The following is a 21,790-nucleotide window of genomic DNA, read 5'->3' on the forward strand; positions in this document are numbered from 1 at the left end:
CCTTATCTCACTTTAAACGCGCCGTTTTCAAGGCCGTTTACGAGATTATTGACCGCTTCGATGATCGCTAGGCTTAACACCTTGCCGTTTAGCGTCGAATCATAGCCCGCAGTGCCGCCGAAACCTAGCACTTCGCGGTTTGATAGCTCATACTCGCCCGCGCCCTGGGTCGAAAAGACCACCTCGGACGTTCTAACATCAACGATGTTTAAATTTACTTTAGAATACGCGGTTTGGGTCTTTCCTTTACCCAAAATTCCAAACAGCTGATGATCTCCGGTCGTCTTGCGGCCAAACTCAGTCACGTCGCCGGTGATAACGTATCTGGCGCCCTTTAAGTTTTGTGCGCTTTTGGAGATTGCGCTTTCCTCTTTGATGGCGCGCATATTCGTGCGATCAAGCACCGAGAAACGTCCTGTTTGCTGCAAGCTTGAGATCAAAATCGTCTGCGCTTGGTTACCCAGTCTGTCCTCGCCGTCGGAGAACACGCCGTTGTTGTAAGAGGACTGATTGTTGAAGCGTCCTACCGACACGGCGATCCGCTCGCCCGAGTAGTTGGTATTTAGACTCGCTACCGTAGGGGTTTGTACTACGCGAGAGCTCTCTTTCGCGCATCCGCTAAATAGCGCCAGCACAGAAGCTGCAATAACGGCAGCCGATATGGTTTTTTTGAAATTCATTCTTTACTCCTTGAAAAAATTTACGTATAATATCTCATTATTTCTTAAAATTTTATGTATAAATTTAAGCGCATAAATTTAGCAAAACGGGAGCGATTATGCTTAATATTTTACTGGTCGAAGACGATGAGGTTTTGAGCTCGGCGATAAGAGAAAAGCTGCTTGATGAGGGCTTTAGCGTGAGCTGCGCCTCCAATGGCAAGCAGGCGGCAGAGGCACTGGATGAGGCGCACTTCGATCTGATCATCTCGGACGTGATGATGCCTAAGATGGACGGCTTTGAGCTTAGCAGATACGTTAGGCGCGACGGCAAGAGCCAGCCGATACTGATCATAACGGCAAAAAACGAGATCGAGGATATGCAGACGGGCTTTAAAAGCGGCGCGGACGATTATATGAGTAAGCCGATAAATTTAAAAGAGCTCGTACTGCGCGTGCATGCGCTGCTAAGGCGAGCCAAGATCGCGAACGAAAAGCGGCTTCTCATAGGCGGAAGCGAGCTTGACTACGATACGCTAAGCGTCCGCGCGGCGGGCGAGCGGATAAGTCTGGCGCCGAAGGAATTTCGTCTTTTGTTTCTGCTGCTAAGCTACGCGGGCAGAATTTTTACGAGATTTGAGATAATGAGCGAAATTTGGGGCTACGAAACGGACAGCGACGAGCGCGTCGTAGATACGCACATCAAAAAGCTACGGGCGAAATTCGAAAACTCCAAAGACTTTGAGATAATCACCGTGCGCGGGCTCGGCTACAAAGCGGTAAAAAAGGAGCGAGCATGAAAAAATACCTCATCAGCCTCAAAAGCTTCATCGCGTTTTACTCTTCGCTCGCATTCGGTGTGATAAATTTCATCGTCTGCTTTGCGGTTTGCATGCTTTTTTACATAGGCATCGGCGGTAAGATCGGCGGGTTTTGGGACGGAGTGGCGCTGTGCGCGATCATCTGCCTAATCACGATGGCGTTAAATTTTACCTTGCTTTACTTCGGACTTAAAATTTTATTTCGCCCGATCAAGCGGCTACTAGGCGCGATTACCGCGATCGCAAACGGCGATTTTGAGGCGCGCGCCGAGCGTAAGATACACAGGTACCGCACTGATTACGTCTATATGCACGAGCTGGACGAGCTCGTAGTAAACGTCAATAAAATGGCGCAGAAACTGCAAAAGCACGAGCAGCTGCAAAAAGAGTTCGTCTCAAACGTCTCGCACGAGATGAAAACGCCGATCTCCTCGATCGCTGCGTTAAGCGAGATGATCGAAGGCGGCGTGAGCGAGGAGCGCGCGGTGCGATACGCAGCCTCCATCGGCGCGGAAGCAAACCGCTTAAGCAAGCTCTGCACCGACATGCTAAAGCTAACGAGACTCGATAGCGGTGCGGCGGTGCGCCTAGATGAGACGGTACGTATCGACGAGCAGCTTAGGCAATGCATCATATCGCTGAGCCAAAGCTACGGAGAGCGCGAGTTTGAGCTCGATCTAACGCCGCTTAGCGTGCGATCAAACACGGGGCTGTTAAATCAAATTTGGCGAAATTTGATCGAAAACGCGCTTAAGTACTCGCGCCAGGGCAGTAAAATTTTCGTCCGTTGCCGCGCTTGCGATGGTTTTGCACAGGTGAGCATCAAAGACGAAGGCATCGGCATCGCGCGCGAGAAGCTGGATAAAATTTTTGACCGATTTTATCAGTGCGAAGAATCGCACAAGGAGCTTGGCAGCGGACTTGGGCTTAGCATCGTACGCACGGCGGTGGGTCTTTTAGGCGGGCAGATCGAATACGAAAGCGAACCCGGCGTCGGAACCGAAGCGAGCGTTAAAATTCCGCTTTAAATTTCAGATCAAGACGGCGCGGATAATCTGCGTCTTGTAATTCGTAGCTCGCCGTAAAATTTCGCCCCACAGGCGAAGTCGCGCCGATGCAAGCTTTGACGATACGGGCCCTGACGGCACAATCCTGGCCGATGCAATCTCTGATGATACAAGCTTTGACGACGTAAAAAAGCGCGGACGCCTCGCGCGCCGCGACAAAGTCGAAATTCTGCTTTAAATTTACCGCCCTTTACGACTTTGCCGCGCATTACGGCGGGCGGCAGGCTCGCTTAAATTTGCCGCGCCTTAACACAGACTGCCGAATTTTGCCTTAAATCCCCTGCCGCTCGCTCGCGTTTTGCGACGGACGGAGAAATTTTGTTCTAAATTTCAAAAAGACACATTAAGAACACAATCGCTCTGTATAATCCCGTCCATAGATCGATCGGGCACGCCCATAGCGGCCCGAGTCTGGCAAATAAATAAAATTAAAAACAAAGGAGAAGCGATGAGTAAGGCCGTACTTCACTCGGTGCTAGCGATAGAGGCCATTTTGTGGGGGCTTTTGTCGGCTGTAGTTTTAGGCGCGTAATTTTTACGCTTTGAGCTCGGCGATCTGCCGTAAATTTATAAAATTTGTGCCCTGCTTCGCATCCGCTGCGAAAAGGGGCACACCCTCGCTAATGATTTAAAACAAATTTTAATCCACCCGCCGCCTGCGCGCAACCTAGCTGTGCAAAACCTCACTACGTGCAAATCTATACCGCAAGCAAGCCAGCCGCGCACAAACCTCGCTATACGCAAACCCGCCGCAGATAAGCCAGCTGCGCAACTAAAAATCGAATAAAATTTTAAATGCTACGAGCGGACGGACGAGCTAGTTGATGCCCCATTTCATCCGCACTTTTTGTAATATGTGCTCGCCCGCAAAACAGCTTGTGATAAGAAAGCCAATTTAAGCAACGTAAATTTTAAAATATGCAGCCTGCCTCCAAGCATGCAAATTCACCGCCTTTGCCACTAAGCGATTTTTAAAAGCTCTCAAGCTAAAATTTATCCCGATTTAAGATCAAATTTAAACCAAGCGGCGAAAATTTCACGAAAGACGCCGAAAGCGGCGAAATCTCAAAGGAGCCTAGCGTGAAAAGATTGATAAATTTCTTCGGGCGCATTTACGCGGACCTGCTCGCAGGCAGGGCGCTACTACACCCGATCCTGCTTACGGCTGCATTTTTAGCGGCGAAATTCGGCGCGCTATATGTCATAGATGAAAAAATTTTAGGAAGCGGCTATGATTTGGGGATATTTGGAGAATTCGCTTATTACATATTTTTTGATTTTGTCGCAGGTGCCTATTTTATAGCTCTTTGCGCGCATATAATCTATGCTTCGCCCGAAGTCAAATCGCTTAAAATTTTATGCAAAATTTTACTCGCGATAATCTTAGCGTCTTGCGCGCTGGGTTATTTTGCTTCGGACGTAAACTACCAAGAACTAGGCGTCTTTGAGGCCTTTTTAATTGCCTCGCTAATTTGCATTTGCATCTATTTGGTCGCAACCGAGATATCAAACGACCGCTCAAGCGCGGTATTTTGGGGTTTTGCTTATGTTCTTAACTACATAGGTGCCTTATTCGTAATATTTCATGCGCAAGCCGCCGAAGTCACAGCCGTCATTTTAATAATCCTTTGTCCGCTAGCGTGGGCATTTTATTTCAAATACGAATTTCAAAAATCGCTCGCGCAAACGGACGGAGTTTAAATTTTAAAATTTAAAGCACGCTCTAGGCCGAATTTAGGCGTGGCAGGCGAAACGAATAGCGCTAGTTTAGGACGATAAATTTTTTGATCGTCACGCAAAGTATTGCGACGATGAGAGCTATCATCCAGCGCTTTTGAGCTTTTTTGCCGATCTTGTGCGAGGTTTTGACGCCCGCATAAACGCCCGCTAGCGAGCCGACGCCGAGTAACGCGCCGATTTCGTAGTACACGAGCCCGTGCGCGGCAAGGCTAATAAAGCCCGCGCTTGAGGAAAATATCACGAAAAACAGCCCCGTGCTGACGGCCTTTTTGATGTCGTAGTTTAAAAAGCTGATCAAAATAGGCATCACGAATACCGCGCCGCCGATACCCACGCTGATCGCCACGGCGCCGACGAACAGCCCCACGATAAAGAGCAAAATTTTAGATTCGTTGGCCTCGCCCGCGGGCTCGGTCGGGGTTTTGAAGAGTTTGATTAAATTTATTATCTGCACCAAAATAAGCGTGCCCAGAAGGAATTTTGACGAGAAATAGCTTACGATAAAGCCGCTGCTAAGCGCGCCGCAAAAGCCCCCGAGCCCTAGCACCAGCGCGGGCGCGATGTCTAGCATTTTGCTTTTAAAATTTACGAACGAGCCGAAGATCGAGCTAAAGATCATCTGCATGATGCTAATGCCGATGGCGTACTTGACATCGTAGCCGAAGAGCATCATCACGGGCACCACGACGGTGCCGCCGCCGATACCGAAAAATCCGCTGATAAAGCCCACACAGGCGCCGATTAAAATGTATTCAAAAAACATCCGTATTCCTTATTATAGCCCCCTTGGTCTCGCCGAATTCCGCTTTTTGCGGCTTGTCTTAAATTTTACCGTTTTGCAAGCCTTGAAATTTAAGCGCGAATTTAGCAAATTTAAAGCTTATAGCCGTTTTACTTCGCGCATCCATTCGCGGCATTGCTCGCGCGAAATTTTTACGTTTTCATATCGCAAGATGTCCGCGCGAAAGCATTTCAGGCTCAGTTCATTACCCTCAAAGCCCGCAAAATCAGCCTGCTCGTAGATGTCGTAGCCGCCCTGCATGCAGTCTAAGACATCGATATATCTCTGCTCTTCGCTCATCGGCTCGGCAAAGCTCACCAAATGCACGCCGTTTGGAGCCGCCCAGTAGCAGCCGCTCACGGCCAGCGCGTCCCAGCCCCGCAGATAGCGCACGCCGCTGAAGATAAAGCTCTCCTTGCCGAGCGTCCAGGCGTCCGGCACGAAGCGCATGATCCGCCCGCGATCCAGTTCAAGCACGCTGTAGCCGTATAGATCCTGGCGAAAAACGAGGTAAAATTTGCCGTTTGCGTGGCGGATCAGGCTGAAAAATTCCACCCGATCGTCTATGCAGCGCCAAGTTTTTATCGCGCGGCTTTTGAGATGGGCTACGCAGCTGCCATTTCCGTCGTCTATGCGGTGTAGGCTTTTTATCTGCGGCGCGCCAAACAGCGTGTATTCGCCGCCGCTAAAATTTGCCGCGCCGAGCCTATATGCGTCCTTTACGATCTCATATCCGCTACCTAAATTTATCGTTTGGCGCCGGGTAAAATTTTGCCCCTCAAAAAGAGCTTCCGCCTGCTTAATGCGCGCTTGGTACTGCGCGGAATTTACGGCATTTGTCATCGTGCGCTCCTTAAAATTTTATGCAGGCGGATTAAATTTTGCGCTGCTCAAACGGCTCGCGCTTCTTAAATTTAATGCTAACCGAATAAATTTAGCCTCGCTAGTCGGCGAAATTTGACCGCTAGGCGGCAGAGTTTAAGCATTTGGCGGCTACTAAGTGCAATCCGTGAGCGCTATGCACCCGCGCCTAAATTTTAAATCTCGCTTTGCGAATTTTTTAAAATTTACCCGCAGTTTCGGCGCTCTGCGAATACTTGCGATACAGCGCCGTCTTTAAATGCTCGCGCACAAGGGCGTGAAATTTTACGAGCGTTTGAAATTTCGTAGCGTTTTAAAATCCCACGAAAATCCGAAATTTCGCGAGTATTTGAAATTTCGCAACCTTTAAATTTCTCTAGCGCCTTAAATTTTATCCAAGTGCAGACAGCCAAACCGCCCGGACGAGCAGACCGCTCAAATTTGCTCGCCCGCGCCGTGCCGCTAGCGTATCGCTCAAATTTACTCTCGTCCGCAGCGTCGCTAGCGCGTAAATTTAAAATTTTACTCGCCCCAGGCTGCGAATATTACTCGGATTTGTCCTCACTCTTGGCGCCTGAAATTTTATCCAGCACCTTTTTACCGACCTCGCTTTGATTTAGCGCTTCAAGCATCGCGGCTAGCTGCGTGCCGCCCTTGGCGCTTAAAATTTCGCCGAATTTACTCATCCCCTCGCCCACGCTACCTTCGTTCGCGATGATCTTAAGATCCGCCGCGCTTAGCGCCTTGGCCTGCTCTAGGCCGATGTCGCGGTTCGCTTCGATCTGTTTGATCGAAATGAGATAGGTCTGATAGCCCTGATTTTCGCCGATCTCGCGCGCCAGCTCGATCTGCGCGTTTACGGGCGCGAGCTCTTTTAGCCTAAGCGCTTCGGCCTCTGCAGAGCCTATCTTTAGCGTACCCTGCGCTTCTTTGTCCTTCATCTCCAAAAGCGCCGCGGCTGCGAGAAACTGCTTCTCTTTATCGCCCTGCGCTACTAAAATTTGATTTTCTTTGATCGCTTCGGCGTCGCGGATCTTGGCGTTTTTGCGCGCTTCGGCGTCGATCTCGATCTTGCGCTGCTCCTGCTCGGCCTTTACGATCTCCACTTGCTTTTTGATCTCGGCCTGCTTGACGTCGTTTACCCGCACGACCTCCATCGCCTTTTCCTGTGTGATCTTTTGCTGATCCTTGATGAGCTGCTCGGCCTGCTCCTTTGAGATCGCGACCTCCCGCTCGTTTTCGACGGTTTTAAGGCCTACCATCTTATTGGCTTCCTGCTGGCGCACTTCGGTTGCCTGCGCAGCTTCGATCTCGGCGATCTGGGCGAGCTTGGTGTTGTTTGCGACTTCGACGCGGCTTTCCTTTTCGATCTGTGATTTTTTCTTCTCCATGATGTTTAAGATAACCTTGCTACCGCTGCTATCGCGGATATCCATCAGCTCGATGTTTTTAACGGGTTCGATACCCCAGTTTTGCAGCTGCGTTTTTACCGCCTTGGTAAAATCATCTCCGAGCTCGGAGCGGATCTGCAAGATGTCCTCAAGCACGCGGCTCGAAAGGATCGAGCGGATCGAGCCTTGAATGATATTTCTAAGCTGATTGTTAAGATCCTCAAAATTATTGACACGTTGCGCGGCTAAATTTGAATCCATAATCCTAAAAAACGCCGTAATATCAACGACGAAAGGAAGCCTGCCTAGATCATACGCCTCGTAATCCTCGATCTTGATGCTAAAAACAGAGACGGGCAAAACGATCTTCGTAACGCCCAACACCGGCACCCAGCTTGGGAATTCATAATAGCTGTTGCCGTTGCCGGTATCTTTGCCGTAGCTCGTCGTCTTGCGCGCGCTTTGGACGATATGCACTTCGTTCGTCTCCACTATGCGCCTGAAAAACAGAGGCACGATGATAAAAAGCGCGATTAAAACCCCGACGGCAGCGCCTATCAAATATAAAATTTCACCCATTTTCTCTCCTTCAAAAATGCTAAATTTAAAATGGATTATATAAAAATTTACTTTGAAAAATAATAAATAATCGCAGCGATAGCGGTTAAAATTTACGCAATTTTAATGAGGTTTTTTGTAATATAGCGGCGTATATTTCAATACCGTTTAGGAGAAAAAATGAAAAAATTTTTACTACTGCTTTTAGCGGGTGCTCTTTTTGCGAGCGCAGCAGAGCTTAGAACTATCAAGGATATGGACGGCACCGAGGTCAAAATCCCGACAAACGTAGAGCGCATCGCAGCACTTTGGCATGCGAACAATCAAATTTTACTGGCTCTGGGCGGAGCGGACAAGATCGTCGCTACCACCGATAATATCAGCAAAAACGCATGGTTTCTTAAAATTTATCCGCGCCTAGCGCAGATCCCCGTGCTGCTAAAAAATAACGACGTAAATTTAGAGGAGCTAATGAGCCATAACCCCGACGTAGTCATCGTCTCAACCGCACTGGCGGGCGAAAATTTAGCTAAGCAGGGCTTTACCGTTTTAAAAGCGAGCTTTAGCGATTACGAGCAGATGAGGCGCAGCATCAGGATGTGCGGCGATATGCTAGGCGGCGACGCGCCGCAAAGAGCGAAGGATCTGATCGCAAATTTAGATAAAAATATCGCTTTGGTTAGCGGCCGCACCGCAAATTTAAGCCCCGATAAGCGCCCGCGCGTCCTTCACATCGTAGGCGGAAGCGATCTTTTAAAGATCGACGGCAAGGGCACGCTGATCGACTCGTGGATAGAGCTGGCCGGCGGAACGAATGCGATCACCGCCACCAAAGGCCCGATGAAGACTATAACCGCCGAGGAGATTATCGCTAGCAACCCGCAGATCATAATCGTGGGCGGCGATCACAACGAAGATGCGGTAGAGAAGATCAAATCTAGCCCGGTTTACAGCGGCACGGATGCGGTCAAAAACGGACGCGTTTACGGCAATCCGCGCGGGGTTTTCAACTGGGATCGATACGGCGCGGATGCAGTGCTTCAAATTTTGTGGGCGGCGAAAACCATCCAGCCGGAGCTTTTTGCCGACATCGACATAAAGGCCGAAACGAAGGCGTTTTATAAAAAATTTATGAATTACGAGCTAAGCGATACGGAATTTGGCTATATTTTAAAAGGACTCAATCCAGAGGGTAAATAAGACGCAGCACCGAAGCAACGACGTCGGCGCCGCACCTAGTAGTCAGCATCCGCGCCGAACAGTTTCATCATGTAGTAGGCAGCGGATACATCGGCACAGAATGTTTCATCGTGCGGCGGCACATCGGTGCCGAGCAGACCGCCCGTCCTATCTCGACACCGAATAGACAAATCGTCTAGTCATACGGGCGGGCGTCGTCGTATCGTCAAAACAAGCGCCGCTGTCTCGCATTTTGGCGCGTTGAAGTGCGGATGTCGCCCGCATAAAATACAGATCTCATCGTTGCTCGGCGAGTCGATACCTAAATGACGGCGTCGTTACCGAATTGTCCCAACCAAAGCGACATCTCTAACGCGCGGCGCGGCGGACAAACATAGCCGCAGCATGTCAAACGGGCAGTGCGAGGCGGAGTAAAATTTAAAACCCACGGCGAGCGAAAAAGGACAAAACAACGGCAAGCAAACAAGGGCAAAACAAAGCTGCAAGATAAAATTTAAAGCGAAAGGGGCGATCATGGAAATTTCATTTTTTACAACGCTTGAGCCCTCTCTAACGGGCGCTTGGATACCCTCATTTGCGATGGTGCTGATACAGTTCGTGTATATGTTTATCTACAAAGAGGTCGGCAAGCGCGCTACCGATACCTCCTGGTACACGCTCGCGGACAAGCGAAATGCGATCATAAGCTCGCTGCTGCAAGTAGCGCTGCTTATTTTGTCGGTGTTCGTGCCGCTTAAGACGGGCAGCGCGTGGTTTTGGATCGGAGCGGTGATCTATATAGCGGCTTTTGCGGGCTTCATCAAGGCGTTTTACGACTATGCGGCAGCCCCTTCGGACAAGGCCGCACAAGGCGGCATATACCGCCTATCGCGCAATCCGATGTATTTCTTTTATTTCCTCGGCATGGCGGGCGTTTGCGTCGCTTCAGCGTCGCTGTGGCTACTTATAGCGATAGTGCCCTTTGCCATATACAACCATCTCGTGGTCCTGGGTGAAGAGCGCTATTGCGAGCAGGCCTACGGGCGGGAGTATTTGGAGTATAAACGCAAAACGCCGAGATATTTTTTGTTCTTTTAAGAGAACGGCGCGCGATTGAGCTTTAAAGCGGGAGCGTAAATTTAGATAGCGATTTTAAAATTTTAACTAGACTTGCGGGCTAATTTTAAAATTTTGCCCGAAATTTTAAAGACTGCGAGATATAGGCTTAAATTTAGACTAAATTTAAGCCCGAAATTTCAAATTCATTCGCTATCTAGGCTAAATTTAAAATAGTCGGTATTTAAAAACGCCATTTTAAATTTACGCTTGCAGGCATTGCGGCGTCCGTCAAGCGCGTGAGACTCCATAAAACAGCAAAATCAATTACGACGGCAGCTATAAAGTAAAGCCTAATTCGCGCTTATAGGCGCATGTGCCGCTAATTTCCGCTCGCATACGCAGATAGGGTACTCGGATCCTCAGGAGCGAACCGATCGTCCAAAATAAAGTCCTCCTCGCCCGAAAGCACGCTCATCGAGCTGATACGCGATATCAGCAGGCGATCCTCAGCGATGTCCGCGCGATCCGAGCCGATAGTAAGCGACGTAATCGCCGTGCGTCCGATGACTGCGCGCCCGCCATCCATCGTACGAAGCCCCCAGATATCGTGCAGCACCGCAGGCTTTCCATCCACCTGCCCTACGTAGAGCATCACGTGGCCAGGCATATACAGCAGGGTTTTATACGCTACGCCGTTTTTGCCGATTAAGCTAAGCTTTTCATTCGCGCTCATCCCCGCTAGCGAAAAACGCTCGCCGCGAGCCGATTGCGCCTTAGAATTTCGCGGCAGCCACAGCCCGAAATTCGCCAAAAAATCTTTCGTCATAAGCGAGCAATCGCGAAGAAATTTATACCCGCCCCAGCCGTATTTCTGCCCGAGCAGGCTAGCGGCTACGATCTTTGAGTTTTGCTCATCAAGCGGCGCAGGCCAAAGTCTCGCATCCTCCGCGCTAATGAAATATCTCTTGCCGCCAAACTGAGTTAAAATTTCGCCGCCGAATACGCTCCGCAAGCCGAGCGTGCCGCCAAGATCGCGTTCGCCGCTAAAATCATACGGCAGGATCGTGCCGGTGCGCGCTCTAAAAAGCTCCGCGCCATTTTCGTCATAGACGGCGGCGCCGTCGCGCAGGATCGTTATAAATTTAGAATTTGCGTAAATATCTGCCTGCTGAGGACTGATGCGCTTTATCGCATCGCTTCTGATCCAGCCCCACACGCCATCGTTGCGTACGAACGCCCACGCGCCGTCTCTGCTGTAATGCGACAGCAGCATCGGATAGCCCACGCTCACGGCGGAATTTGCGGCGTAATCAAACGGCTCGCCCTCCCCCGGCTCGCTCGGATCGCCGAAAATCGGCAAGTCGCTTGGGATATTTCGCAGCAACGCGTTTTTTACCGTAATAGCTGGCGCGGAGATTAGCCCGAATGCCTCTTCGTTCGCATTTATGCGGATACTTTGGTAGATCGCGTCGTTATATATCCTGCCTGCGGCGTCAAAGTGGCGCCCCTTGGCGTAATTAAGCCCCCAAAAAGTATCTATTCCCGCCTTCACGGGCGCATCGTCAAACCAAATTTTAAAATAGCGGCTCTTAAACGCTTTTCCGCTTATGTTTTGCACCGACGCAGGAGCGGGCAGCCGCTCGCTGTTTTGAGCGTATTCGAGATCCAAAACAGCGGGATTTTCCGGGATAAATTTATGGACGGTTTTACCGCAACCTGCAAGGATTAAAGCCGCGAAGATGAGAGATACTAATTGTTTCAAACAAAATGCCTTTTAAAAAATTTTGGCTATAATTTTGCCAAAAAATAGGAAAAAACTTGATAAATTTCATAATCCAAAAGCTAAAAGATCGCAATATTTTCATCACGGGCGGCGCAGGCGTGGGCAAAAGCTACGTGATAAAAGAGCTCATCGAGGATTACCGCGCTCGCGGCAAACTCGTCATCGTGCTCGGCAGCACCGGCATCAGCGCCGTAGAGATCGGCGGCGTGACCGTGCATAGCTTCTTCCGCTTCGGCATTTGCAAAAACCACGAGGAGCTAAAGAGCTTCGATCGCAAACAAAGCGGCAAACTAAGCGAGCTGCGAAAAATTTTAGCTCTCGCCGATCTCATCGTGATCGATGAAATTTCGATGATCGGCGCCGAGCTTTTCGAGATGATCTATCTTAGAATTTCAAATTCTAAATTTAACGGACGGCTGCTCGTTACGGGCGATTTTTATCAGCTTCCGCCGGTGCGCAAAGAGGGCGAGAGCGCGCCGCGCGCGAGCCTATTTAGCGACTCAGATTACGCCTTCGGCTCCTACGCGTGGAAGCAGTGCGAGTTTTTTTACGTCGAGATGATAGGCTCCAAGCGCACCGCGGATGCGGCGCTATACCGCCTGCTTTGCGAGCTGCGGCTCGGCACCCCAAGCGAGCAGACGGCGGAGCTGATGCGATCTTTGATCATCTATGCCGCGCGAGCTGAGCCGAACGCTACGATAATCTCGGGCAGAAACGCCGAAGTAGATGCGATAAATAACGCCAGACTAGCCAAGCTTAATGCGCCGCAAAGCAGCTTCGAGGGCGTTTATGAAGCGCTGCAAAGCGGAGTGAGCGAGCAGAAAATTCAAAAATGGATCGCCTCGCTAAATACGCCGCAAAGTCTGACGCTGAAAGAGGGCGCAAAGGTGCTGTTTACCGCAAACAAAAGCGGCGAGTTTTTCAACGGCGAGCAAGGCGTCGTCGAAAAGATCGAAAAAAGTTCCGGCGGCGAGATCGAAAGCGTGGTCGTAAAAAAACCCTCGGGCATGCTAAGCCGCGTGCAGCTGCAAACATACGAACTAAGCGAGATCGCCGCAAGCGGCACGGATGCCGAGCAGATCGTGCTGGCGCGGTATTATCAGTTCCCGCTCAAGCTCGCATACGCCATCACAATCCACAAATCCCAAGGCATGAGCATCCCGCAGCTCATCTGCGACATCGACAGGATCTTTGCCAAAGGGCAGCTCTACGTGGCGCTTTCGCGTGCGACGAGCCTTGCGGGGCTCGGGGTGATATATACGCGCGCGGAACCATTGCTGCGGTATTTGCAGCGCAGCGCAAGCGCGGATGAAGCTGTAGTGAAATTTTATCAAGAGAATGAATTTTATAAAATTTCGGATCAAAAAATTTAAGGAAACGCATGCAGCTAGAAAGAGCAATAGCGCTAAGTAGAGCCAAACAAAAAAAGTGTATTTGCAAGGTAGTGATGATCTATGCCAAGATAGCATTTTTGTATCTGTTCCCGTTTATCGTGATGTTTGCGATCGATGCGGTATTTAAAACAGACGATGATACGGATTACAAGATGATCGAAGCTTATCTTATCTATGCGGTGCTTTTGATTATTTATGTTGCTTGCATTTACGACGGCATTGCGGACGCCGCTTATGAATATAAACTATTTTACAAAAAAGTTTTGGTGCGCACGGCGATCTCACAGGCGTATCCGCAGTTTACTTATTCGCCAGGACGTGGCATAAGCGCGAAGGAATTCAGGCGAGCAGGAATCTTTGCAAACTCCGATTTTATCAGCGAAGATGAGATAAAAGGCGAATGGGATGGGGTAAAATTTAGCCTCAGCGAGGCGATTAGAATCAAAAAGAACTACGATCTGGGCATAGACAATACCTATGTGAAGCTAGCTTCGCTTGCAATGAGCTTATATGATGCGTATATGGATTTTAGCGGCAGCGTGCTGATATGCGAATTCGGCAAGAGATTTTACGCCAAAACCATCTTGGCGAGCCGCGAGCTAAATACAAAAATTTTAGGCGAGAAGGAGCTAATGGACAACGTCATTTTTAATAGCGAATTTCGCGTGTTTGCCGACGACAAGGTAGAAGCTCGCTATCTATTGACGCCTGCGCTGATGGAGCGACTAAACGAGCTAAAGCGATACTACCATAAATTTAGCATAAGCGCGGCGTTTATGGATAATAAATTTTACCTATTTCTAAACGGCGCGCCGAATCGCTTCGAAACAGAGCTATTTAGCATACCTCCGACAACCGGAACGGCGTATGCTCATCAATACGAACTGTCTGAAATTTTAGAATTAGTAAGCGAGCTGGGTCACATAACCGGGGAGCTAGAAAGCAAAATTTAATCAGCCCGTATCGTTTAAATTTAACGGGCTAAATTTGACCGCCCTATTACAGGCCCGCTTCGGCCCTTAGCCGCGCAGCATACATCTCGCGCAGGTGCGGTACGTATTTGCCGACCGCACCGCCGCCGATCGCTCTGCCGTCTGCCTTTACGATCGGCAGCACCATCAGCGTCGCCGCGCTGATAAAGGCTTCATCGGCTTCATAAACCTCGCTCATTCCAAACGCTCGCTGTTCCACACGAAGCCCCGCCTGCTCGGCAAGACCTAAGATCACCTTGCGGCGGATACCGGGCAGTATGTCGTTTGAAAGCGGCCGCGTGATAAGGACGTCATCTTTGATGATAAACGCGCTGGAACTCGAACACTCAGTAACCAGCCCGTCCTCGATCAAAAAGCACTCATAAGCGCCAGCTTTGTGAGCCTCGTGCTTTAAGATACACTGCGCAAGAAGCGAAATCGATTTTATATCGCGCCTATGCCAGCGGATCTCGGGCAGGCTTACGATCTCGATCCCCTCTTTTGCGAGCGGATTATCAAAGATTTGCGTATGATAGACAAAAGCAAAGACACTAGGTTCTATGCCGCGGACATAGTCAAAATCGCGCATCGCAGCCCCTCTTGTGATCTGAGTGTAGAAAGCGCCCTCGCTCACGCCACCCTGCGCGATGAGCTCATATAAAATTTCCTCATATTTTTCGCGAGAATATGGAATTTTTAGCTCGATCTGCGCGGCGCTGCGCTCAAAGCGCTCCCAAAAATCCGCTCTATCACAAATTTTAGAATTTACCACGGGCGCTACTTCATAGATGCCGTCTCCAAGCACGAAACCGCGATCAAAAGGGCTTATCGCGGCCTCTTTGGCCTTGCAAAATTTGCCGTTAATATAAACTATCTCGTCGCCACTCATTCCGCTGATTTCAAACATAATCGCTCCTTGAAATTTCGCACCATTTTATCTTATAACAATTTAATTTAAGATATAATGCCGCAAAAATCGAAGGAAACCCGATGGATAAATCAAATTTTAAAGATAGGCTTTTAGATATTATGTTTCATGTATCGCATAAACCCGTGCTTTTCCGCGATCTACTCGAAGCCAACGCCGAGTTTAACGACGGAATGCTCGTAGATCCTTCGAAGCTAAATTTTAAATTTAACTACGGCAAATCCTACGTGATCTTTGCTTGCTTCGCATTTGTCTGCGTTATGTTTTTGATAACGCTGACGCACGCGATGTTTGAAAAGATCGACTTTCACTTCTCCATTTTATTTACGATCATAGCGACGTCGGCGGTTTTTATCGGCTTTGATTGCTTCAAAGCGTGGGCTAGAAAAAAGCTAACCCACGAGCTCATCAAACGCGCTTGGGCGAACCATTTCCTCTACTTCCCCTACGAAAAATACAGCCGCATAGTCGAAAATATCTACAACGAAGCGCTCAAAAATGACGTGCCTAGACGCGAGCTAGAACAATACGTGCTAAGCAAAATCGTAGAAGTTGGCGAAAAATAGTTTTAAAATACCGCAAAATTATATAACACAAAACAGCATTTCAACCCAAGCAAATTTTAAAATTTTATTGCGAGATATGCGGCACGTAGGCAAGACGTAAAAATTCTAGCTCGAAAAGCAAGCGGGTATGATGGATGAATTCCAAATTAAAATTCTATGCCGATACAGCAAAAACTGCACCGTAAATTACGATAGATAAATTTTAATCAAAGCTTATACTTTCCTGCGCCACATTTCGCTACGGCTAAATTTCACTTCATAAAATTTATCTATCGTTTCTTAAATTCTAATCTCATTCACTTGCTGCCGATTTAGCAATCTGTATTATGTAATTGAAGTTATGTTTAACTATTTTAGGGTAAAATCACGCAATATCTAAGAGATAATATTAAATTTAAGAAAAGGATAGTTTATGAAACTACTTTTTTGCATTATTTTTGCACTTTGCAGCAGTGTTTTTGCGGGCAGTTTGGAGCAGATCAGATCTGCTGGAGTCGTTAAAATCGGTGTTCGTGATGGTAGGCCACCTTTTAGTGATGAAAAAAGTGGTAATTTCGAAGGCTTTGAAATCAACCTTGCAGATGCTATAGCTAAGAGCATATTCGGTGATAAGCGCGGTAGAGTCGAGTTCGTCCCTCTAAACGCCAGCGATAGGATCTCTGCATTACAAAACGATAAGGTAGATCTTGCAGTCGCTACCATCACGATAACGCAAGATAGAAAAAGGCAAATCGACTTTTCTTATCCATATTTTTCGATGAGTTTGGGAGTTTTGACACGTAAAAGCGACGGCATCAAAAGTATAGACGATCTTTCAAACAAAAAGGTCCTAGTAGAGGGTAGCGGGACTACGGCAGAAAATTTTTTGTATAAAAATAAAATCCACAATCTAATCCATTGCTCCATTACTACCGAATGCTACGATATGCTTAAACAAGGCAAAGCCGATGCTTACGTTAATGATAATCTCATCGTGTTAGCTTATTCCATTATCGATGACAACTTAGAAGTAGCAATCCAAAATCTAGGTAATCCGGAATTCTTAGGCATTGGGGTGCGCAAAGGCAATACCGAATTGCTTGATCTGATAAATAAAGAGCTTGTTACACTTAGCAAGCAGGGCTTTTTCGAACGTTCTTACGATGAAACTTTCAAGCCATTTTATCAAGGCGCTGCAGATAAAAAATATTTCTTACTAGATGGGCTCTATGCTATATTTTAGGACGGAATTTAGCAGTGTTTTATCTAACGCCTTCGACTAAAATGTCATTTATTATAAGCGGATAATATGCGAAATCCAATTTTAAGGACATAAAATGAAACTACTTTTTATAGCGGTTCTATTTTGTGCGGCGCTTTTTGCCGATAGCCTAGATCAAATCAGACAAAACGGCGTCATTCGCATCGGAGTGCGCGACGCCCATCCGCCGCTTTGCGAGTCTAATGGCAGCAAATTTGAAGGATTTGAAATCGATCTTGCAAACGCGATCGCTAAAGAAATTTTCGGCAAAAAAGAGGGCAAAATCGAGTTCATCCCACTAAGCGTAAATGATAGAATTCCATTTTTAGAGGCAAACAAGCTTGATTTAGTTATCGGTCTATTTAGCATCACCAACGAACGAAAAAGAAAGATCGATTTCTCCCTCCCCTACCTCTCCGTAAATTTGGGCGTATTAACGCGCAAAGCCGACGCTTTTACCGATATCGCGCAGCTTCATGATAAAAAGATCGTATTCGAAGGCGACGCGACGGTGGCGGAGAGATTTTTCAAAAACAAAGGATTTAAAAATTTGGGCCATTGCGCTTCGGCTAAGGAATGCTACGAAATGATTCGAAATGGCGATGCGGACGGCTATATAAACGACAATCTCATAGTGCTTGCATATTCCGTCATCGATGATACTTTAGAGGTGCCGTTTAAAAACCTAGGCCCTAGCGATTTCATCGGCATCGGCGTGCAGAAAGACAACAAGGAACTACTTGATTTCGTCAATGCAGAGCTCATCAAGCTAAGCAAAGAGGGCTTTTTCAAAAAGGCCTACGAGCAGAGCTTTGATCCATTCTATCGCGGTACGGCGGATAAGAAATATTTTCTGCTAGATAGAATTTATAATATGCTCTAAAAGCTTATTTAAATTTTAAGTTCGGTTTTTAGAATTTTAGCAAATAAAATTTCCCGCTTCATTTGAAAGCGGAAAAGAGATTAAATTTAAGGATTTGCCATGAAATTGCTTCTTGCAATATTACTACCATTTATCGTTGCTTTCGCCGATAGTTTGGAACAGATCAGATCAAAAGGCGTCGTTCGCATCGGCGTTTACGACGGACAGCCTCCTTTTAGCGAGCTGAACGATGGAACTTTCGAGGGCTTTGAAGTTACGATGGCACAGGTCATAGCAAATGATCTTTTCGGCGAAAAAGGCGGCAGAATCGAACTTGTGCCGATGAAAGTCGAGGATAGAATTCCAGCACTAGTAAACAACCACGTAGATATCGTCATCGCTACGATTACCATTACGCCTGAACGCGCGCAGCAGATCGATTTTTCAACACCGTATTTTTCGGTAAATCTTGGAGTTTTAACCCGCAAGGCTGATAGAATAAAATCCTTAGCCGATCTACGAGAGAAAAGAATTTTACTCGAAAGCGGCGGTACAGGCGAGGCATTTTTTAAACAAGAAGGTTTTGGAAATTTTACATTTTGCAAGATCGCCAGGGAGTGCTACCGCATGCTAAAAGACGGCGACGTGGACGCCTACGCGACCGATAATCTCATCGCGATGGCATATCCGGTAGTCGATAGCGAGGTAGAAGTGCCGCTTAAAACTCTAGGCAAGCCCGATTTCATGGGTATTGGCGTGCAGAAGGGCAATAAAGAGCTACTGGATTTCGTCAATGCAGAGCTTATAAAGCTAAGCAAAGAAGGCTTTTTCGAAAAGGCATACGAAGGTACTTTTAACCCATTTTATCACGGCGCTGCGGATAAAAGATATTTCTTGCTAGATGGAATTTACAGCTTCTTGTAGGATTTGCGGCTTATTTTAAAATTTATCACGCAAGATTTATCGCGTAAATTCTATCTCCTGCTCGCCATACTTTAGCTCTTGCGGCAGGGATCACGTAAAATTTTATCGCGCAATCTTGCTCGTTTAAATTTTTCAAAAAAGCTTTTTCGCGGGTGAAACGGCATTTATATAAAATTCCGCTCGTTTAAAATTTATCTTGCATAAATTCTACTGAGTTTTGAAGCACTACGGGGCGAATTTTGATTTTCGTTTAAAATTTATCCTGCATAAATTCTACCGCAGCTTGAAATTACTGGAATAAATTTAGCTCAGATTCTTATTATTTCAAATTTTGCTCAAAATCCCTTTACTAGTATTTTTTCACCACTTGCAATCCACTCGAAATATCACCCTTCCCCTACTAAAAAAGGGTTAAATTTTGCAGCCAGGACTTTATTCTGCGCAAAGAGTAAATTTTTATTACTTAAAATTACAAACGCAGCCCTCCTCTGTAAAAAAACCGATCAGTGATTTTCATATTGCAAACTGATCTATTTTTATGTATAATCGCAAACTTTACGAATTTCAAAGGATCAATATATGAAAAAATCCATCTGCTCCTCTATGCTTAGCCTCGCAGCGGTGCTCGCACTAGCGCCCGCACAAGCACTTTGCAATGCAGATTCTAATCCGCCGCTTATCCATACCCATAATAACCTCTATTCGGCGGGATTTAGCGGCAATACTAGCGGTAGTGGTAGCACCAGCCCAAATGGCAATATTACGACGATTACGGGCGTTGCAAGCGGCGGAACTGATTACTCCGGCAGCGTGATTTACGGCGGAGGAAGCGGCGACGGAATTTCGGGCTTTACCGAGTTAAGCTCTGCCTCCAACAATAGACTTACGATTAGAGGTGCAAACGCTTACGTGGGTATCGCAATAGGCGCCGAGGCCAAGGGCGTATCAGATAATTACGTGAGCTTGGAAAACGGCTCTAAGGTCAATTTGGTCGTGGGCGGGCAAGGCATAGCGGCGTCTAAAACAGGCAACGAAGGCGAAGCGACGCGAAATCAGGTTTTTGTAAAATACGGCGCCGAAATCACGGGAAATGCCGATAACTTCGGCGGTAGCTCAAATAGACATTATAATATAATCGGCGGCAGAAGTGGAGCGGATAAAAAAGCCTCCTACAACGCCGTAACGATCGACGGAGGCACTATTGGCAACAGCTCCGTTACAAATGTAATCGTAGGCGGTATAGTAAGCGGCGGTGATGATGCCGTATCAAATAGAATAACTATCAAAGGCGGCACATTTAGAGGGGGCTTCGATATATTCGGCGCTCAATCCTCCACGGGGCAAAGTAACTCTAATAGCGTCAATATAACGGCGCCTTATTACAGCAGCACAAATACTATCACTCTAAATGGAAGTGGTAGAATTTGGGGCGCAGCGGGCGGAAGCGGAAACTCTAGCGCAAACTCCGTATCCATAAGCGCAAAGCTAAAAGCGCAAAATTACCAAGTAGTAGGCGGTCAAGCAAATAGCGCTAGCGTAATGAGCGCAAATCGCGTAGAGATCAATAACGACGATGCAATCGTAGGCAGCGTCACAGGCTCTTTGGGCGGCGCCTCGAGCTCGCGAAGCGTAGTTGATCTTTACAAAGGTACCGTAAAAGGTGATGTCGCGGCAGCAAGCGGCATCGTAGGTGAATCGGACGGCGATAGAGTTACTCTAGGGGCATTCGATTCTAATAAAGGCGTGCACGTAGGCGGCAATGTCTATGGCGCACGTGCAGGAAGCGTCAAAAATGCGGTCGTTTATATCAATAAAGAAAGAACAACGATAGCAGGAGACGTCTTTGCGGGCTACGCTACAAGCGGCAGCGTCGAGAATAGCAACGTAAATTTTAGAGGCGGCACTATAAGCGGTACAATCTACGGCAGCAATAAGAATTCAGATAAAACTAATACCTTACATATAGAAAATTGGGTCGGCGGCGGTGTGAAGAAAGCTAAGGACATTAAAAATTTCGGCTCTATAAATTTTCACGATCTATATTCCACTACCCAAGCCGATGCGCCGCTTACTCTAACTACTAGCGGCAATACAAATTTAAACGGCACAAAGATAGAGGGTATAAAATCAGATTTAGACGAAGGAAAGTACTATCTAATCCATAATTCAGGCGGCGGCACGATCACTAGAGCCGCGCAGACCGTGCAAGATAATCAAATTTATACGATTACCGACAAAGATCACTATCAAATCACCGGCACCACGATCGAGGTCGAAAACAGTAAGAATTTAATCATGCAAAAGGGCACTCTAACTCGTTCTTGGATAGATCCCAACTTCGATCAAAGCGAGCTAATGCAAAATCAAAATTCCAACAAGGCTGCGGGCGCTACTGATCTATTCGGCAATAAAGGAAACACCGTAATAGTAAAGGAGGGCGCAGGCAATCTAGGCGGCAAAAACATAAGCTCGGGCAGAGACGATGCTACCGACGGAAGCAATAGCGTCCACGATAACTACGCCAAGATCAAGGGCGGAAGCAGCATAGGCGAGATCGACGGCGGGTATTCAAATTCCGCTACCCCACAAGAAATTTATAATAACCACGTAACTTTCGAAGCAAGCGGAATAGACGTGGGGTATGTAAATGCGGGCATCACCCACAGCAGTAGCGGCGGCGGAAACGTCCACGACAATAGCGTAACTACGAATGCTACGATAATCCGCAATAGCATTTACGGCGGCAATACTAGCAACGGAGAAGCTAAATCCAATATCGTAACTATAAACAACGGCAGCGTAGGAGCAATGGCGGTAGGTGGCAAGGGAAACAGCGCGATTTCCAACACCATAACTCTTAACTCGGTAAACGTAGGCGGAAGCGTATATGGCGGAAAGGCTAGCGGCACCGCTTCCTCCAACACTGTAAATTTAAACGGCAACACGCAAGTTGCTGGCAATGTCTACGCAGCAGAAGCCGCTAGCGGCAGCAACAACGTAGTAAAT

The 21,790-nt window shown here is 47.6% G+C and carries 18 protein-coding genes; 12 read left to right on the forward strand and 6 right to left on the reverse strand.

Annotation, left to right across the window (positions count from 1 at the left end; genetic code table 11):
- Positions 1 to 2 precede the first annotated feature (2 nt).
- Positions 3 to 680, reverse strand: a complete 678-nt coding sequence (locus KH703_RS07630) for a CsgG/HfaB family protein (protein ID WP_297902493.1) — start codon at positions 678 to 680, stop codon at positions 3 to 5.
- A gap of 98 nt (positions 681 to 778) precedes the next feature.
- On the opposite strand from KH703_RS07630, the gene KH703_RS07635 reads away from it, so the two are divergent.
- The 3 genes from KH703_RS07635 (at position 779) to KH703_RS07645 (ending at position 4,248) form a co-directional block, all read left to right on the forward strand.
- The gene (locus tag KH703_RS07635; protein ID WP_304295300.1) at positions 779 to 1,459 is read left to right on the forward strand and encodes a response regulator transcription factor; all 681 of its coding nucleotides are present in this window, start codon (positions 779 to 781) and stop codon (positions 1,457 to 1,459) included.
- The gene (locus KH703_RS07640) at positions 1,456 to 2,508 is read left to right on the forward strand and encodes a HAMP domain-containing sensor histidine kinase (protein ID WP_304295301.1); all 1,053 of its coding nucleotides are present in this window, start codon (positions 1,456 to 1,458) and stop codon (positions 2,506 to 2,508) included. Before KH703_RS07635 ends, KH703_RS07640 begins: the two co-directional genes overlap by 4 nt.
- 1,119 nt (positions 2,509 to 3,627) lie before the next feature.
- The gene (locus KH703_RS07645) at positions 3,628 to 4,248 is read left to right on the forward strand and encodes a hypothetical protein (protein ID WP_304295302.1); all 621 of its coding nucleotides are present in this window, start codon (positions 3,628 to 3,630) and stop codon (positions 4,246 to 4,248) included.
- 61 nt (positions 4,249 to 4,309) lie between these two features.
- Here the strand turns inward: KH703_RS07645 and KH703_RS07650 are convergent, their stop codons facing one another.
- The 3 genes from KH703_RS07650 to KH703_RS07660 all read right to left on the reverse strand — a co-directional run bounded on the left by KH703_RS07650 (position 4,310) and on the right by KH703_RS07660 (position 7,899).
- On the reverse strand, positions 4,310 to 5,050 hold the full coding sequence (locus KH703_RS07650; RefSeq protein ID WP_304295303.1) for a sulfite exporter TauE/SafE family protein: 741 nt from the start codon (positions 5,048 to 5,050) through the stop codon (positions 4,310 to 4,312).
- 117 nt (positions 5,051 to 5,167) lie between these two features.
- Positions 5,168 to 5,911: a hypothetical protein gene (locus KH703_RS07655; RefSeq protein WP_304295304.1), complete on the reverse strand. Its 744-nt coding sequence runs from the start codon at positions 5,909 to 5,911 to the stop codon at positions 5,168 to 5,170.
- Between the two features lie 563 nt (positions 5,912 to 6,474).
- The gene (locus KH703_RS07660) at positions 6,475 to 7,899 is read right to left on the reverse strand and encodes an SPFH domain-containing protein (protein WP_304295305.1); all 1,425 of its coding nucleotides are present in this window, start codon (positions 7,897 to 7,899) and stop codon (positions 6,475 to 6,477) included.
- A 159-nt stretch (positions 7,900 to 8,058) separates the two neighbouring features.
- On the opposite strand from KH703_RS07660, the gene KH703_RS07665 reads away from it, so the two are divergent.
- Together KH703_RS07665 and KH703_RS07670 are read left to right on the forward strand one after the other, a co-directional pair.
- The gene (locus KH703_RS07665; protein ID WP_304295306.1) at positions 8,059 to 9,078 is read left to right on the forward strand and encodes an ABC transporter substrate-binding protein; all 1,020 of its coding nucleotides are present in this window, start codon (positions 8,059 to 8,061) and stop codon (positions 9,076 to 9,078) included.
- Positions 9,079 to 9,591: 513 nt separating this feature from the next.
- A complete protein-coding gene (locus KH703_RS07670; protein WP_304295307.1) occupies positions 9,592 to 10,155 on the forward strand; it encodes an isoprenylcysteine carboxylmethyltransferase family protein in 564 nt (187 codons plus the stop codon).
- Between the two features lie 340 nt (positions 10,156 to 10,495).
- Here the strand turns inward: KH703_RS07670 and KH703_RS07675 are convergent, their stop codons facing one another.
- Positions 10,496 to 11,878 (reverse strand): SH3 domain-containing C40 family peptidase, encoded by a 1,383-nt coding sequence (locus tag KH703_RS07675; protein WP_304295308.1) that lies wholly within the window; start codon positions 11,876 to 11,878, stop codon positions 10,496 to 10,498.
- A 56-nt stretch (positions 11,879 to 11,934) separates the two neighbouring features.
- Between KH703_RS07675 and KH703_RS07680 the strand changes: the two genes are divergently transcribed.
- On the forward strand, positions 11,935 to 13,272 hold the full coding sequence (locus tag KH703_RS07680) for an ATP-dependent RecD-like DNA helicase (RefSeq protein WP_304295309.1): 1,338 nt from the start codon (positions 11,935 to 11,937) through the stop codon (positions 13,270 to 13,272).
- Between the two features lie 8 nt (positions 13,273 to 13,280).
- Complete coding sequence (locus tag KH703_RS07685; protein WP_304295310.1) at positions 13,281 to 14,246, forward strand: DUF3137 domain-containing protein; 966 nt, start codon at positions 13,281 to 13,283, stop codon at positions 14,244 to 14,246.
- 46 nt (positions 14,247 to 14,292) lie between these two features.
- On the opposite strand, the gene KH703_RS07690 is transcribed toward KH703_RS07685, so the two are convergent.
- A complete protein-coding gene (locus tag KH703_RS07690; RefSeq protein ID WP_304295311.1) occupies positions 14,293 to 15,171 on the reverse strand; it encodes an aminotransferase class IV in 879 nt (292 codons plus the stop codon).
- Between the two features lie 83 nt (positions 15,172 to 15,254).
- On the opposite strand from KH703_RS07690, the gene KH703_RS07695 reads away from it, so the two are divergent.
- The 5 genes from KH703_RS07695 to KH703_RS07715 form a co-directional block, all read left to right on the forward strand.
- Entirely contained in the window at positions 15,255 to 15,758 is a 504-nt protein-coding gene (locus KH703_RS07695; protein WP_291936850.1) for a hypothetical protein, read from the forward strand.
- A 412-nt stretch (positions 15,759 to 16,170) separates the two neighbouring features.
- The gene (locus KH703_RS07700; RefSeq protein WP_297893824.1) at positions 16,171 to 16,980 is read left to right on the forward strand and encodes a transporter substrate-binding domain-containing protein; all 810 of its coding nucleotides are present in this window, start codon (positions 16,171 to 16,173) and stop codon (positions 16,978 to 16,980) included.
- A gap of 94 nt (positions 16,981 to 17,074) precedes the next feature.
- Positions 17,075 to 17,881 carry a transporter substrate-binding domain-containing protein gene (locus KH703_RS07705; RefSeq protein ID WP_304295312.1) on the forward strand — a complete coding sequence of 269 codons (807 nt, stop codon included), beginning with the start codon at positions 17,075 to 17,077 and terminating at the stop codon, positions 17,879 to 17,881.
- 99 nt (positions 17,882 to 17,980) lie between these two features.
- Positions 17,981 to 18,784, forward strand: coding sequence for a transporter substrate-binding domain-containing protein (locus KH703_RS07710; RefSeq protein WP_304295313.1), 804 nt, complete (start codon positions 17,981 to 17,983; stop codon positions 18,782 to 18,784).
- A gap of 579 nt (positions 18,785 to 19,363) precedes the next feature.
- Positions 19,364 to 21,790, forward strand: a 2,427-nt coding sequence (locus KH703_RS07715) for a hypothetical protein (RefSeq protein ID WP_304295314.1), incomplete at its 3' end; no start/stop codon positions are given.

The organism is Campylobacter gracilis (genome assembly GCF_018374135.1).
Lineage (GTDB): Bacteria > Campylobacterota > Campylobacteria > Campylobacterales > Campylobacteraceae > Campylobacter_B > Campylobacter_B gracilis_A.

What these genes read in the sequence shown, in the direction of transcription:
- KH703_RS07630 (WP_297902493.1), bottom strand. Translation starts at nt 680, where the DNA reads ATGAATTTCAAAAAAACCATATCGGCTGCCGTTATTGCAGCTTCTGTG.
- KH703_RS07635 (WP_304295300.1), top strand. Translation starts at nt 779, where the DNA reads ATGCTTAATATTTTACTGGTCGAAGACGATGAGGTTTTGAGCTCGGCG.
- KH703_RS07640 (WP_304295301.1), top strand. Translation starts at nt 1,456, where the DNA reads ATGAAAAAATACCTCATCAGCCTCAAAAGCTTCATCGCGTTTTACTCT.
- KH703_RS07650 (WP_304295303.1), bottom strand. Translation starts at nt 5,050, where the DNA reads ATGTTTTTTGAATACATTTTAATCGGCGCCTGTGTGGGCTTTATCAGC.
- KH703_RS07655 (WP_304295304.1), bottom strand. Translation starts at nt 5,911, where the DNA reads ATGACAAATGCCGTAAATTCCGCGCAGTACCAAGCGCGCATTAAGCAG.
- KH703_RS07660 (WP_304295305.1), bottom strand. Translation starts at nt 7,899, where the DNA reads ATGGGTGAAATTTTATATTTGATAGGCGCTGCCGTCGGGGTTTTAATC.
- KH703_RS07665 (WP_304295306.1), top strand. Translation starts at nt 8,059, where the DNA reads ATGAAAAAATTTTTACTACTGCTTTTAGCGGGTGCTCTTTTTGCGAGC.
- KH703_RS07670 (WP_304295307.1), top strand. Translation starts at nt 9,592, where the DNA reads ATGGAAATTTCATTTTTTACAACGCTTGAGCCCTCTCTAACGGGCGCT.
- KH703_RS07685 (WP_304295310.1), top strand. Translation starts at nt 13,281, where the DNA reads ATGCAGCTAGAAAGAGCAATAGCGCTAAGTAGAGCCAAACAAAAAAAG.
- KH703_RS07690 (WP_304295311.1), bottom strand. Translation starts at nt 15,171, where the DNA reads ATGTTTGAAATCAGCGGAATGAGTGGCGACGAGATAGTTTATATTAAC.
- KH703_RS07695 (WP_291936850.1), top strand. Translation starts at nt 15,255, where the DNA reads ATGGATAAATCAAATTTTAAAGATAGGCTTTTAGATATTATGTTTCAT.
- KH703_RS07700 (WP_297893824.1), top strand. Translation starts at nt 16,171, where the DNA reads ATGAAACTACTTTTTTGCATTATTTTTGCACTTTGCAGCAGTGTTTTT.
- KH703_RS07705 (WP_304295312.1), top strand. Translation starts at nt 17,075, where the DNA reads ATGAAACTACTTTTTATAGCGGTTCTATTTTGTGCGGCGCTTTTTGCC.
- KH703_RS07710 (WP_304295313.1), top strand. Translation starts at nt 17,981, where the DNA reads ATGAAATTGCTTCTTGCAATATTACTACCATTTATCGTTGCTTTCGCC.